The sequence below is a fragment of the Terriglobus albidus genome, from assembly GCF_025685425.1.
Classification (GTDB): domain Bacteria; phylum Acidobacteriota; class Terriglobia; order Terriglobales; family Acidobacteriaceae; genus Terriglobus; species Terriglobus albidus.
This window is the reverse complement of the sequence record NZ_JAGTAS010000048.1, coordinates 163,871-177,588: the sequence shown is the minus strand read 5'-3', so window position 1 is coordinate 177,588 and position 13,718 is coordinate 163,871. Positions and strand designations below refer to the sequence as shown.

General features: G+C 58.1%; 12 protein-coding genes. 2 read left to right on the top strand and 10 right to left on the bottom strand.

Features of this window, described 5'->3' with window-relative positions:
- Positions 1-109: 109 nt before the first annotated feature.
- The 4 genes from OHL21_RS08785 to dnaK form a co-directional block, all read right to left on the bottom strand.
- Positions 110-1,318 (bottom strand): J domain-containing protein, encoded by a 1,209-nt coding sequence (locus OHL21_RS08785; protein WP_263416882.1) that lies wholly within the window; start codon positions 1,316-1,318, stop codon positions 110-112.
- 18 nt (positions 1,319-1,336) lie between these two features.
- On the bottom strand, positions 1,337-2,218 hold the full coding sequence (locus OHL21_RS08780; RefSeq protein ID WP_263416881.1) for an Fpg/Nei family DNA glycosylase: 882 nt from the start codon (positions 2,216-2,218) through the stop codon (positions 1,337-1,339).
- A 41-nt stretch (positions 2,219-2,259) separates the two neighbouring features.
- Positions 2,260-2,430, bottom strand: a complete 171-nt coding sequence (locus OHL21_RS08775; protein WP_263416880.1) for a hypothetical protein — start codon at positions 2,428-2,430, stop codon at positions 2,260-2,262.
- Between the two features lie 135 nt (positions 2,431-2,565).
- The gene (dnaK, locus tag OHL21_RS08770) at positions 2,566-4,479 is read right to left on the bottom strand and encodes a molecular chaperone DnaK (protein WP_263416879.1); all 1,914 of its coding nucleotides are present in this window, start codon (positions 4,477-4,479) and stop codon (positions 2,566-2,568) included.
- A gap of 188 nt (positions 4,480-4,667) precedes the next feature.
- Between dnaK and OHL21_RS08765 the strand changes: the two genes are divergently transcribed.
- Positions 4,668-5,438 (top strand): hypothetical protein, encoded by a 771-nt coding sequence (locus OHL21_RS08765; RefSeq protein ID WP_263416878.1) that lies wholly within the window; start codon positions 4,668-4,670, stop codon positions 5,436-5,438.
- A 145-nt stretch (positions 5,439-5,583) separates the two neighbouring features.
- On the opposite strand, the gene OHL21_RS08760 is transcribed toward OHL21_RS08765, so the two are convergent.
- The 3 genes from OHL21_RS08760 to OHL21_RS08750 all read right to left on the bottom strand — a co-directional run bounded on the left by OHL21_RS08760 (position 5,584) and on the right by OHL21_RS08750 (position 8,156).
- Positions 5,584-6,462: a transglutaminase-like domain-containing protein gene (locus OHL21_RS08760; protein ID WP_263416877.1), complete on the bottom strand. Its 879-nt coding sequence runs from the start codon at positions 6,460-6,462 to the stop codon at positions 5,584-5,586.
- A 195-nt stretch (positions 6,463-6,657) separates the two neighbouring features.
- Positions 6,658-7,413: a molybdopterin-dependent oxidoreductase gene (locus OHL21_RS08755; RefSeq protein ID WP_263416876.1), complete on the bottom strand. Its 756-nt coding sequence runs from the start codon at positions 7,411-7,413 to the stop codon at positions 6,658-6,660.
- Positions 7,410-8,156, bottom strand: coding sequence for a cytochrome b/b6 domain-containing protein (locus OHL21_RS08750; RefSeq protein ID WP_263416875.1), 747 nt, complete (start codon positions 8,154-8,156; stop codon positions 7,410-7,412). Before OHL21_RS08750 ends, OHL21_RS08755 begins: the two co-directional genes overlap by 4 nt.
- A 59-nt stretch (positions 8,157-8,215) precedes the next feature.
- Here OHL21_RS08750 and OHL21_RS08745 point away from each other — a divergent pair, with 59 nt between their 5' ends.
- Positions 8,216-9,382: an AAA family ATPase gene (locus OHL21_RS08745; protein WP_263416874.1), complete on the top strand. Its 1,167-nt coding sequence runs from the start codon at positions 8,216-8,218 to the stop codon at positions 9,380-9,382.
- 148 nt (positions 9,383-9,530) lie between these two features.
- Here the strand turns inward: OHL21_RS08745 and OHL21_RS08740 are convergent, their stop codons facing one another.
- The 3 genes from OHL21_RS08740 to OHL21_RS08730 form a co-directional block, all read right to left on the bottom strand.
- Positions 9,531-10,700: an acyltransferase family protein gene (locus OHL21_RS08740; protein ID WP_263416873.1), complete on the bottom strand. Its 1,170-nt coding sequence runs from the start codon at positions 10,698-10,700 to the stop codon at positions 9,531-9,533.
- Between the two features lie 226 nt (positions 10,701-10,926).
- Complete coding sequence (locus OHL21_RS08735) at positions 10,927-12,030, bottom strand: acyltransferase family protein (RefSeq protein ID WP_263416872.1); 1,104 nt, start codon at positions 12,028-12,030, stop codon at positions 10,927-10,929.
- Positions 12,031-12,479: 449 nt separating this feature from the next.
- Positions 12,480-13,655, bottom strand: a complete 1,176-nt coding sequence (locus OHL21_RS08730; RefSeq protein ID WP_263416871.1) for an acyltransferase family protein — start codon at positions 13,653-13,655, stop codon at positions 12,480-12,482.
- Between the last annotated feature and the right edge of the window lie 63 nt (positions 13,656-13,718).

Sequence of the window (13,718 nt, the reverse complement as noted above, 5' to 3'; positions counted from 1 at the left end):
GGTCCCCGACGAACTGTGTTCGTTGGGGTGAACGTTCGCAACGCTAGGGTGGGCGGGTGTGGCAGTATCATCCGACTGGAAGTAGTTCGTCGGTACACGCGAAACGTCCTTATACCTTGCTGAAGATCTCCTCACGCGGGTCCTCAGGATTCAGCTTGGCAAGCTCACGCAGAATCTCCTTCGAGCGCTCATCCTGCACCTTCGGCACCGCAATCTTAACCTCAACGATCTGGTCGCCACGCGTACCCTCGCGTGTAGCCGAGGGCACACCCTTCTCCCGCAGACGCAACTTCTGCCCCGTCTGTGTGCCCGGCGGAATCTTCAGATGCGCCCGGCCATCAATCGTAGGCACCTCAACCTTCGCTCCCAGCGCCGCCTCGGTGACGGTGACCGGAACGGTGACGTAGATGTCATCCGCGACACGTGAGAAGACAGGATTTTCCCCAACCTTGATGATCAGGTACAGATCGCCCGCAGGCCCGCCATGCAGGCCTGCATTACCCTTACCCGCCAGGCGAATGCGTTGTCCGTCGCGCGTGCCCGCCTTGATGCGGAACTCCACGGGCTCGCGCTTCAGCACGACGCCCTGCCCGTGGCAGGTGCCGCAATCGTTCTGCACCTTCCCGGTTCCACCGCAGCGCGGGCACTGCAGGTTGAACTTCATCCGGCCACCCATCTGCGTTACCTGGCCGCTGCCATGGCACTCCGGACACGTCATGCTTCCGCCCGTCGTCGAGCGTCCGTGACACGTCGGGCAGACCTCCTGCCGCTGGATCTCAAGCCGCGTCGTTCCACCGCGAATAGCGGTCCAGAAATCGACCGTTACCTGGTACTCGATATCCGTGCCGGGCTGCGGGCCTTCATCGCGGTCGCGGCCGCCATTGAAGATGCCGCCAAAGATATCGCGGAAGCTGCCCCAACCGCTCGATTCGCTCTCCTGCGGCTGCTGCTGACGGCCACCGCCACCGGTGAAACCAGAAAAATCAAAGCCCCCGAAATCAAACGGAACGCCCTGACCGCCGGCGCCGCGTGCGCCTGCGCCTGCGCCGCCGCGTGCATAGGCCTCGGCGGCTGCAGGATCGATATTGTCGGAGTAGAAACCGAGCTGATCGTAGATCTTGCGCTTCTTCGGATCCGAGAGGATATCGTTCGCCTCCGAGATCTCCTTGAACTTCTCCTCGGCCTTCTTGTCCCCGGGATTCACGTCGGGGTGATACTTACGCGCAAGCTTACGGAAGGCTTTGCGGACCTCATCCGCTGTCGCCGTCTTCTTCACGCCAAGTGCGCCGTAGTAATCCTTCTGCTGCGTCGTTGCCATAATCCGATTTCCTTAAACTTACTCCGCCTGGCACGTCGGACACCAATACAAACTGCGCCCCGCCATCTCCTGCCGCTGCACCTTCGTACCGCACACCCAACATGGCTTGCCGTGCCGCCGGTAGACATAGTGCACCTCCGGCTTCAAGGGCTTTCCTTCACTGTGCGGACGATGCTTCGGCAGGGTCGTCACAATCCTTCGATCCACCATACCTGCCTTAAGCAGCGGAATGGAATCGTTCCACATCGCCTCAACGGTCTTCCTTGGCACATCCTTACCGGCAAGAAAGGGCGACAAGCGCGCCCGATACAACAGCTCCGCGCGATAGATATTTCCGATGCCTGAAAGCACCGACTGGTCCATCAGAAGCGCCGCAATCGGCGTCTTCGACCGCGCAATCTTCGCAAACGCGGGCTCAGGATCGTCGCCGTTCAACGCATCAGGCCCCAACCGCGCCAGCAACTTCTTCCATTGCTCTCGGTCATAGAGCGAGCAGTCGGAGGGCCCTCGCAGCTCGATCCAATCCACATCCGCAGGCTCCAGCGAAGTTGATCCATCGTCCTCCGAATACCATCCATGCCGCGTTGTAGCTTCGTCGGCGGCGGCTCGCCCCGTCGGCTTGCGTGACAGCCGTACCCGCAAAGCTCCCTTCACCGGCGGCAGCTCACCGACACCTTCCGTCCAGTCACCATAACGGCCGAGATGAACATGCAGAATCGCATCCGGCCCAAACTCATAGCCGAGATGCTTACCCACTGCATGAATTTTTTTCAGTGTCTTGCCATCGATAGCATCGGCATCAGCAAAGCGTCCGCCGGGAGCTTCAACATGAAGCTTCTTCCCGACGAACGCTTTGGTATGCCTCTCCGCCCAACGGTGAATCTCGTTTCCTTCCGGCATGAATCTCCGCTCTACCTCGCAGATACGTTCTTAGAACACTCTTAATTCCACACATGCTCTAACGGCATCGGCTCGATGCGGAAGATCACATCCGGAGCTACTTCGGAGAACTTACGAACAAACTCGCGCGCCTGGTCTTCCGTCTCAAACATGTTCTGCTGGCGCATCTTGCCACCTACAAACTGTTCGCATTTCCAGATCACCGTGTTCATATCGTTACCTCTCCTCCCACCTGCTGTTTCTATAAACCCCAAATCCTGCACTTCGTTGTTGCCGCCAGAGACACTGCGGGCGCTCTGAATCAAACCTCAAGAGCGCCCGCACATGCTTCTCAGCGATTGCAGTTCTTACTTCTGATCGACGTCTACATATTCGGCGTCGATCACGCCCTCGTCCTTCTTCGGCTGCTCGGTCGTTCCCGCAGCCGCTGCTGCACCGTCAGTAGGAGCGCCCGAAGCGTTGGCCTTATACATGGCCTCCGCCAGCTTATGGCTCGCCGCCGTCAGCTTCTCGTGCGCCGCCTTCAGGTCACTGACCGAAGGCGTTCCAACCAACGTCTGCTTGGCATCAGACAGAGCGGATTCGACCTCGCTCTTATCCGCGGCCTGTACCTTCTCGCCGCTCTCCTTCAACATCTTCTCGATGTTGTAGACCAGTGAGTCGAGCTGGTTGCGAGCCTCGATCTCCTCGCGCTTGTTCTTGTCTTCCGCGGCATTCGCCTCGGCTTCCTTAGCCATGCGCTCCACCTCGTCCTTGCTCAGGCCCGACGAGCTGGTGATGGTGATCTTCGCGTCCTTGCCGGTGGCATTGTCCTTCGCCGTCACGTTCAGAATGCCGTTCGCATCGATGTCGAAGGTGACCTCGATCTGCGGCACACCACGCGGAGCCGGCATGATACCGCCCAGCTTGAACTTGCCCAGCGTGCGGTTCTGGCTCGCCAGAGGACGCTCGCCCTGCGTAATGTGCACCTCCACCTCGGTCTGGTTATCCGCCGCCGTCGAGAAGGTCTCGCTCTTCTTCGTCGGAATAGTGGTGTTGCGCGGAATCATCGGAGTGGCCACGCCGCCCTGCGTCTCGATCGCCAGTGTCAGCGGCGTTACATCGAGCAGCAGCAGATCCTTCACATCGCCGGTCAACACGCCGCCCTGGATCGCAGCACCAATGGCAACCACCTCATCCGGGTTCACACCCTTATGCGGCTCCTTGCCAAAGAGCTCCTTCACCAGCTGCTGCATGCGCGGCATGCGGGTCTGTCCACCGACGAGAACCACTTCGTCGATCTTGCTGGCATCCACGCCCGCGTCGGCCATTGCCTGCTTGCAGGGTCCAACGGAACGCTGCAGCAGATCCTCAACCAGCGACTCGAACTTCGCACGGGTTAGCTTCTTCACCAGGTGCTTCGGTCCGGTCGCATCTGCAGTGATAAAGGGCAGATTGATCTCCGTCTCCATGGTGGTGGAGAGCTCGATCTTCGCCTTCTCGGCCGCGTCCTTCAGGCGCTGCAGGGCCATTTCGTTGCCCTTGGCGCTCAGGTCCATGCCCTCGTCCTGCTTGAACTCCGCGATCAGCCAGTCCACGATGCGCTGGTCAAGGTTGTCACCGCCCAGGTGCGTGTCACCATTGGTCGACTTCACCTCAATGACGCCCTCGCCCACTTCCAGGATCGAGATATCGAAGGTACCGCCGCCGAAGTCATACACGGCGATGGTTTCGTCCTTCTTCTTGTCCAGGCCATACGCCAGCGCAGCCGCAGTCGGCTCGTTGACGATACGCTTCACATCCAGGCCCGCGATCCGGCCGGCGTCCTTGGTGGCCTGACGCTGGGCGTCGTTGAAGTATGCCGGAACCGTGATGACGGCTTCCGTGACCGACTGACCCAGGTAGTCCTCCGCAGCCTTCTTCAGCTTCTGCAGAATCATCGCGCTGATCTCGGGCGCGGTGTACTCCTTGCCCTGCGCCTCAACTACTACGTTGTCGCCCTTGGCAACGACCTTATAGGGCACCATCTTCTGCTCTTCCGAAATCTCGTTCGGACGGCGCCCCATAAAGCGCTTGATGGAATAAATCGTGTTCTGCGGATTGGTAATCGCCTGCCGCTTGGCCACCTGGCCCACCAGACGTTCGCCGCTCTTGGTAAAGGCGACGATAGACGGCGTCGTACGGCCGCCCTCTTCATTCGGAATCACCTTTGGCTCGCCACCTTCCATCACGGCGACGCACGAGTTGGTGGTACCGAGGTCAATCCCAATAATCTTGCCCATAGCCTGCTCCTAAACCCTCTGAAATCCGTCCCGAAGGACGCAAATTCCATCCCTCGACAGTCTCTATTCTGAACATTGAGTGAGTTACTGTCAACTTATCTGATGCGCTACCCCTCGCCGAGGTTTCAAGCTCTTTTTCCCTTTCCTTCCGCTCAAAACCGAACGATACTGCTGCCGTTGGAGGCTCAATGCTGCGAACGGTTTGCCTCACTCTTTTGTCTGCCACACTGCTTGCCCAACAGCCCGCGACTGGCGCTCCGCAGGACGCCGCGCCCAGGCCTCCGGTCCGGCCGCCTGACGGCGGCACCTCCGAGGTGCTGGAGAGCATCTACATCCCTCCCAAGCCGGGTGCCCCGTTTGCCCTGACCCTCAATACCGAATGGGTGCGGACCTACGCCGACGGCAATACCACCACCGTGACCAACCACCGCTTCATCGCCCGAGACGCGCAGGGCCGGATCTTCGAGGAGCGCCGCCTCCTTGGCCCCGTTGGCAGCCGAGGAAACTCCTATCTCTCCTGGTGGCAGCACGGGGATCCAGCGGCGCATGTCTTCTACAACTGCCATCCCTATAAGAAGGTCTGCTACATGCTGCCGTATAACGATCCGGTCGATGTGGACCCCACCTTCGATCCGGGCGTCCAGAGCTTCCCGGCGGGCTCCACGACGCGCGAGGACCTGGGCCGCCGGTTCATCCTGGGGATCGATACCCACGGGGTCCGCGTGACCACCACTCTGAAACCGGGCGTCCTGGGGAACTCCCAGCCCTGGGTCATCACCCGGGAGTACTGGTACTCCGAGCAGCTCGGCATCAACCTGCTCTCTATCCGCAACGACCCGCGTTCCGGCCACCAGACCTTCACCGTAGCCGAGATCAGCACGGCTCCCCCGGACCCCAAACTCTTCGATCTTCCGGACGGCTTCCCCATCATCGACCAAAGGGCACCCAGCCAGAAATAGAGACAGCTGGCTACCTATGCCAAATGTGTAAAGGATGTCCTGATAACGATCTGTAAAGGATTGTCCTGGAACTTGACAGCAACGCTAGGGTGGGTACGGAATACTCAAAACTGGCAACCGGCAACTGTTAACTCCCAACTGCCTTTTAGGCTGCGATTGAAGTCTCAGGATGTCCTGGCGGCAGGATCAGATTCCCCTCGCCATCCGTCTCATTCGATTCCACATAAAAGTGAGTCAGATTGGCGACACCGAAGGTCGTCGTAATCGCCACATCGGTCGCGTCGCGGCCTGTTGCCATCAACACGCGGCCGATGCGCGGATGGTTGTGACGTGCATCCATCGTCCACCAGCGGCCATCGAGAAAGATCTCGTACCACGCTGAGAAATCGCCCGGCCCGGCATAAGGCGATCGAATGTCGCCGAGATACCCGGCGACATATCGTGCCGGCAGGTTCATGGCCCGCGTCAGTGTAATCGCCAGATGCTGGAAGTCGCGGCAGACGCCGACCCGTTCCGTGAAGACATCAAGCGCCGTCTTGGTAGGCCGCGCGGCGTTGTAGTCAAAGCGGACATGATCGTGTACCCAGTCACGGATGGCCGCCGCCAGCGGCCATCCCTTCGGCATTCCTCCGAAAAGATCGCAGGCGAGACCGCACATCCGGTCTACCTCGCAATACCGGCTGGCAAACAGAAACGGCAGTGCCGCGGCAGGAAGATCCCGCACCTCGGCCTGCTGCGCATCTTCTTTCACCGCATCCGGTGCGCCCTCGATCTCCACCACATTTGATCCGCTCAGCCGCACCGCGCCTGCAGGCAGATGCACCCGTGAACAGCGATTGCCAAAGTTGTCCAGGTACTTCTCCGTTACCAGCCGCGACACCTCCACGCCGTCAACGTGTTCCACGGCAAGCGGCGTCACTTCACGTGCAAAGGCATCCACCGACGGATGCAGATCCAACATGGCAAGCATCGTCACCGGCGCAGGAAGCTGGAACTGAATATCGAATTCAGAGCGTATGAGCATGGGTTCACCAGCGGCTTTCCTTTGTTTAGATGCCGAAATCACAGAAGCCCGGTGTCTAGAGCATTTTCCCTGGTCCTGGGTATCCCGAAAAGGGCGTAGCGGCGTTTTCATTGCGGAAAACGCCCATAATGCAGATCCTCTGGACTACACCTACAGGGAAAATGCTCTACAGCGGGTATTGCAAGCCAACGCAGTCTAAATGCCTGCGTACCAGGCATATCCGCCCTCCGGCGAAGCTGATCCCAGCCCCTTGCCGAAGTGCTTCATTGAGTCCGTTATGGTAATGGAATCGACAAACTTGAGGCTCTTGTAGCCAAGCTGCCGTGGCAGCCGAAGACGCAGCGGTCCACCAAACCTGACCGGCAGATCGTCATCGTTCATACCATAGGTAAGCAGTGTCTGCGGATGCATGGCGTCGGCCATGTCGATGCTCTCCCACCAGTCGCGATCGATGGAACGATAGACAACGTAGCGAGCCTGGGGCAGCGTGCCGGCGGCGTGTAGCACCTCGAAGAGCGGTGCGCCAATCCACTCCGCGATATACGACCAACCCTCCTCGCATGCCAGCTCCGTAATCTGGCTGCGCAGCGGGAGTGCCTTTAGATCTGCAAGCGAGAGCGATGCCGGATGCGCCACCATGCCGTCGACCGTCAGCTTCCACTCCTTGAAGCCCGCGGCCTGATGGCGCTTGAACTCCGCGTTGAGCGGCGGCATTTCATTCGCGAACGGAGCCTTCGAGATCATGCCGCGGGAAAACTCACGCGCCATCGAATGTGTGGTCATCAAACGTTGCGTGGCGTAGGTCAACGTCTCGCCCGGGCCGTAGATACCGCCACTGTCAGGAGGCACCAGCCCATATCTCCGCGCCAGCCGCACCGCTACGCCTGCAGCAGAGATACCGGCTCCTGCCGCGACGGCCGCTGTAATCATCCTGCGCCGCGTCATGCTCATAGCTGTTCCTCCTTCACGGCGCCGGTCACCATCGCCCGTGTTCGGCTCCAGAAACCAGCCAGCGCCACCATCACCACATGCACGATAAAGAACAGGACCAACGCAATGGTTGCGAAGAAGTGCAGCGTGCGCGCGGATTGCCGTCCACCCAGAGCTTCCACCGCCCACGGAGCAACGGAACCAATCGCGGGCGAGAGCGCCAAACCAGTCCAGATCAGCAGTGGGAGCAGACCGAAGATCACGCCCAGATAGACCGCTCTTTGCACGGCGTTATAAGCGCCGCTCTCTTTCACCGGGGCGCGGCGAAGATATCTGCCCAACACCGCCACGTATGCCTTCCAGTTGCGCTGCTCACCTGCCGGCAGAAGATCACGCCGAAGATGCCCGTTCCAGAGACTTGCCAGCACGTAGACGATACCCGTCAGGACAATCAGCCATGCCGCCTCAAAGTGCAGATAGCGGCTCCATCCATTCTGATCCGGCAGGACGGCGTAACCAGTCGGCACCATCGCGCGGGACGACGGCACATGCAGTGTGAACAACGGATGCATGTTCACATTGCCGGTCTCTCCCCAATAGAACCGCGGATGCGAGAGAAGAATCTCGACACCGGTCACCAGCAGCGCCACAAAACACAACACCGTGATCCAGTGCGTCACACGCACGACGACGGAGTGCCGCGATCTCTCGGTAGCAGGCGCTGCAACGATAGTTGGCACGACGGGAGCATAGCACGGAGTCACCCTCGCCTCTCTACAAGAAATCAGCCATTTTGCGGCGTGCAACCAGCTATGCTGCATCTATGATCCGCACCATCGCCATCCAGGGATATCGCTCGATTCGCGATCTCGTTCTTCCCCTGGGACAGCTCAGCGTCGTCACTGGAGCCAACGGCAGCGGGAAGTCCAACATCTACCGTTCGTTACGCCTGCTCGCCGATGCGGCACAAAACGCGGTGGTAGGTTCGCTGGCGCGTGAAGGAGGGCTGCCCTCCACCTTCTGGGCCGGCCCTGAGACCATCGCGCGGAGCGTGCGCCAGGGAGAGCATAAAGTTGAGCCATTGGCTGGCAGGAACTCTGCAAGCCTTAAGCTCGGCTTTGGCAGCGATCTCTATGGGTACAGCATTGACCTCGGATACCCGACACCCTCCAAGACAATGTTTGGACTGGATCCACGCATCAAGCGGGAGTGCATCTGGAACGGCCCCATCTATCGCAAAGCCTCTGCGATGGTCGACCGCCGTAATAACTTCGTCTGGCTTTCAACGACCAGAGACGAAGAACCCGTCATGCTGACCCAACACCTCGCTGACACCGACAGCATGCTCGCCAGCATTCCCGATCCCCAGCGTGCGCCGGAGATGCTTGCTGTTCGCGAATCGATTCGAAGCTGGCGCTTCTACGATCACTTCCGCACCGACGCAGACTCGCCCGTACGCTCCGCCCAGATCGGCACTTTCTCTCCAGTGCTCCATCACGATGGCAGCAACCTCGCCGCCGCACTGCAGACGATCTTCGAACTGCGCTCCGATGAAGAACTTGCCCGCACCATCGACGATGCTTTTCCTGGAAGCAGCCTCTCCATCGAAAGCACTGGCGGCGGTTTCAGCATCTGCCTGCAGCAGCACGGTCTGCTGCGTCCCCTCTCCGCGAAGGAGCTCTCTGATGGAACACTTCGCTATCTGCTGCTGACGGCTGCCCTTCTAACTCCGCGGCCGCCGGAGCTTCTGGTTCTCAACGAACCGGAGACCAGCCTGCATCCGGACCTGCTGCCGGCGCTGGCAAGACTGATCCGCTCCGCCGCGAAGAACACGCAAATCATCGTCGTCTCGCATGCTCCGGTACTTATCGAAAACGTCCTCGCCGAATCTGGTTGCGCTCACCTGCATCTGATCAAGTCATTCGGAGAGACCACGCTGGAAGCGGCCACACTCTTCAACACACCAAAGTGGGCCTGGCCCGCTCGCTAGTTCGCGCCTGAGGCGCGAATGCCTTGCTCAAAGGGACGGCTTGAAGCCGTGCCCTTAAGCAAGACAGGAGCGGACTTCGGCATAGGACTAAACTTAGAGTTTCGTAAGAATCAAACCTTCTGATACAGACGACACGCTCAGCCCCACGTTACGCGTGCATAGACTGACCGATATGCAAGGCACGGCGGGCCCAGTTACGCACCGCATCCGTGCGGGACTCAAAGAGCAGATACATCACGTACGCGAATACAAAGGCGAGCGCAATCGGCCCACAAAACAGCATTGCCAGGTGTGGAAGATCCGCCGGCCAGAACCGCTCACGAATCCATAGTGCAGAGAGAAGCACGACAAACGGCTGATGGGTCAGATAGAGCGTGTAAGACATCTCAGAAAAGAAAATCGATGTTTTTGCGTAGGCGCCTACCTCAGTCCGGGGCATTGAGATCAGAGCCCAGATCAGTGTGAACGAAGGCACCATGATGGCATAGTCAGTTCCCACTGCACCAAGGCGGTGTGCAGCCGAGGCCAACACCACAGCAAGCAGCACCAGCAGCGACACAGTCACCGTAACCCGCCGAAGCCTGGCGGAAGCAATCGGCCATCGCTCCGCGACAATACCTACAAGTACACCCGCGCACCAGATCGGAAAGCGGCCGAGAATCTCTCGCCAGCAGAGCCAGCACAGCAAAACAAAGAGAGTCCCATGCAGCCAGCGGCGCTTTGCCCTGAGAACACTTAAGGCCGCCAGTGGAAACAGGATGTAATACCAGAACTCGAAGGCAAGACTCCAAGTTGCGCCATTGCTTCCAAAAGGAGCCACGAAGATCTTCTGAAGAAAGAACAGTGTCCCGGCAAAATTGGCCAAAGACCGTTGCTCTACCGCCTCCGCCAGAGTTTGGGAGTGCGGAAGACCATACCGTATGGCAATCCAATCGAAGATTGCGGTGACGACGAGGGCAGGTAACAGAACCACCCAGAGCCGTGACAGACGGCTCAACAGATAGCTCGGCCAGCTGAAGCGTGCCTTCTTCTCTGCCCGCAAGGCGGACATTCCGACCAGGTAGCCGCTCAACAGGAAGAACAGCATCACGGCGGCACGTGCAAAATAGTGGTCCGTATAGACCAGATTCACCAGCAGCCCATGTGGGATCGATTTGTATGCCGCAAATGGACGAAAGAAAACGCTACGCGTATGGTCCAGCACAACGACCGCGGCGGCAATCGCTCTTACGGTATCCAGATGGAAGTTTCGATAGGCCCCGATACTGGGCGCCCTCGTCGGTGCACCGGCAATCCGCGCCGGGACCTCGCTCTCCAAAGAAGAAGCTACGGCCTCCAAACGATATGCCCTCCATGCTCGGCTTTCAGCGAGTGTAGCATCCGTAGGTTGTCGATACGACAAAGAGAAAAGCCACAAACCATGAGTGCCACATATCGGTTCCCCGACGCTCATGCGTGCATTTTCCCTGTAGGTGTAGCGTAGGGCTTCCGCATCGAAAACGCCGCACTCCTCTTCGGGAATACCCAGCAACAGGCAGAATGCTCTAAACCTCTCGTGTATGCACCACTTCGAACAAACGTTTGAATCGAAGCACAGGAGCTTCAAAGTAGCGGTAGGATAACGCTGCTATGAGGATCGTAAACGCCAGTGCGCTGGAGAGTCTGGCGGCCGTCAGCACTGCCTCAGGGACGTGGAACCTGCCTCTTAGATGCGTAAAGATCTTGAAACAGATCAGAAGGACGATCCAATGGAAGACATACAGCCCGTAAGAGATCTTGCCGAGATAGATCAGCGGCCTCGCTTTACTGAAGGTTTCCGATGCCCCGAGAAATCCGAGAAATACAACGCAACTACCGATATTCACCAGAAGATATCCGGACATAATGGCAGACGGGTTGGTATTGGAGGGGACGAACATCAGATAACTGGCGGCGGCAAATAGAACCAACCCGGCCGTAACGACCAGGAGGCGCGTAAAGATATTCCATTGTGGCGCGCGGCCTCGCAGCAGGAGCGAGAGCATACACCCGCTGCAAAAGTACTGGAAGAGTACAAAGCTGTTGACCCAGACAGCACGTTCCGAAGCATGGGTGTAGCCCAACCAAAAGAGGGCAATGTAGCCCACTACGAACATCACGATAGAGAAAAGTTGGGCGCCTTTCCTCTTGAAGAACTTACGGACGGAAGGCCAGAGCACGTAGAACTGCTCCTCAACGGAGATGCTCCAGAGTGGACTGGCAATAGCGATGCTGAAGCCGTGAGCAGCGACATACCAGTTACCCATCAGAAGGAGATTTGCCAGCAGACGCATCTTGTATCCAGGTTCGGTTGGGCGAATGATGCGAGTGACTACCTCCGCTCCAAGTATGGCGAAGTAGAGCGGCCAGATCCTGAGGCATCGCCGCACATAGAACGCGCCGAGACGGATGTCATTTGTGCTGGATTCTTCCCGCTCCAGAAGTTCAGTGATAAGGTATGCGCTCAGCAGAAAGAAAACGCATACGCCAAAGCGGCCGGCCATATGAATGGATTCTGGGATACGACTCGGAATCTCATCCCATCCATGCAGAAAAAATACCAGAAGAAAGGCGAAGAGGCGCAACACATCCAGTTCTGGACGATAGAAGTTAGGTGTTTTAGCCTTCAACTTGTCCTCAAAAGATTTTGAGATCGGAGCAGCCTACGACGTGAATCGTCGCGCTAAAGCTGCTTTCATACTAACGGCTTTCCGGCGACTGCGTCATTGCATGTTCATGAAGCTTAGAGCTCGGATGTTGTAGTCCTTCAGTTCGCGGCGTGAGACGACGCGATCGAAGAAGCCGTGCTGCAGAAGGAACGCTGCAGAGACCGCGCGGCTGCACACCGCCTTCCGGGATACCCAGCAACAGGGAAAATGCTCGAGTGCAGGATGGCGAAGCTTATATGGTTCGAGCATATGGGTTGCCCAGCGAGCTTGTTTCGCTGGAGTGAAGCACAGCTTCACTCGTTCTTTCTCTGTTAATTCAGAGGCATCAGACCCTGGTATCAGTGTCCTGGACGAATTTGCTCGTTGAAGTTACAGGAACGGGTGTGTCCACCCAGATTATGTGCCGGAACCTACCGGAATGCATGCTGGTGAGTCTTCTGCTCGAGATCGTATTCGAAGTGGCGTTTGAGCTTCAGGAACTTTGACTCAAACAAGTCGTAGCTGAACTTCGCCGCAAGGAATGTAACGACGTAATTTAGCGGAATTGCGATCAAACCTGCCTTGGCCAAGGAATGGAATCTGTCGCCCAGCAGAACCAGCAGGCCGATCCACGCCTGCGCAAAGAGGTAGTGAAAGACATAGAAACCGTAACTGTACTTCCCGATCACGCGTAGTCCACGGAGATTGAACAGACGGAAAGTACGTGTGCCGGTCCGAATCGTCATGGCGATCAAACCTGCCGAAGCGAGCGCGATAAACATCATTCCCAGCGTGTATTCCCAGGGGTTTGGCCATGCATGAGGCATTGCCAGAATGAGGACGCTCACAGGCAAGGAAACGGCAAACACTCCTGTCATGCGGCGCTGCCAGATAGCAGCGCGCTCCCCACGTAAGAGTAGCGCCAGAATCGCGCCGATCAGAAGGGCGTCCGCGCGGAACGGCAATGCCCGAACGACCCACCGCTCTGCTATCTCAGGACTGAATAGCCAGAACATGGCAACCCGGGCAAGCAGCGCAAATACGGAGATCAAACCTGCGATCCGAATCAGCCGGACCCGGTCGCGTATCATCCAAACCACAAATGGCCAGACGAGGTAGAACTGTTCCTCGACGCACAACGACCAGAAGTGACCGAACTGAATATTAGCTCGGGGATTGGTCGGCGAAACCAGGTTGTACAGCCGGGGGTCCCAGTTCCCGAAGAAATTTCCCAGATACACGAAGAATGTGGATTGCAGCCAATACCAGCGGTAATGAAAGATAAGAGTCAGCAGGCCCATCACCGCAAAAATGCCGTAGTAGACAGGGAAGATACGGACGGCTCGCCTGGCGAAAAAACGTTTGAAATAGTAGCTGTCTTCCCGCGTGTCGTACAAGATACCGGTAATCAGAAATCCGGAGAGTACAAAGAACAGGTCGACACCAACCCCCAGGTGTCCGCGCACCATGTTCACAATCCGCAGCAGCACGCCGCCGTGCGACCCTCCGGCGTAATGCTCCAAAAAAACCATGGTGATGGCCATCGCTCTCAGACCATCCAGAGCCGGCATGCGGTTCTTGAAGTCGATAGGACCAAATGTGGACACAGACTTCTGCCTCAGTTCAGCACTCATATGGAGACCTGATGCCTCTGAATTTGGATTGGGGAG

What these genes read in the sequence shown, in the direction of transcription:
- OHL21_RS08785 (WP_263416882.1), bottom strand. Translation starts at nt 1,318, where the DNA reads ATGGCAACGACGCAGCAGAAGGATTACTACGGCGCACTTGGCGTGAAG.
- OHL21_RS08780 (WP_263416881.1), bottom strand. Translation starts at nt 2,218, where the DNA reads ATGCCGGAAGGAAACGAGATTCACCGTTGGGCGGAGAGGCATACCAAA.
- OHL21_RS08775 (WP_263416880.1), bottom strand. Translation starts at nt 2,430, where the DNA reads ATGAACACGGTGATCTGGAAATGCGAACAGTTTGTAGGTGGCAAGATG.
- dnaK (WP_263416879.1), bottom strand. Translation starts at nt 4,479, where the DNA reads ATGGGCAAGATTATTGGGATTGACCTCGGTACCACCAACTCGTGCGTC.
- OHL21_RS08765 (WP_263416878.1), top strand. Translation starts at nt 4,668, where the DNA reads ATGCTGCGAACGGTTTGCCTCACTCTTTTGTCTGCCACACTGCTTGCC.
- OHL21_RS08760 (WP_263416877.1), bottom strand. Translation starts at nt 6,462, where the DNA reads ATGCTCATACGCTCTGAATTCGATATTCAGTTCCAGCTTCCTGCGCCG.
- OHL21_RS08755 (WP_263416876.1), bottom strand. Translation starts at nt 7,413, where the DNA reads ATGAGCATGACGCGGCGCAGGATGATTACAGCGGCCGTCGCGGCAGGA.
- OHL21_RS08745 (WP_263416874.1), top strand. Translation starts at nt 8,216, where the DNA reads ATGATCCGCACCATCGCCATCCAGGGATATCGCTCGATTCGCGATCTC.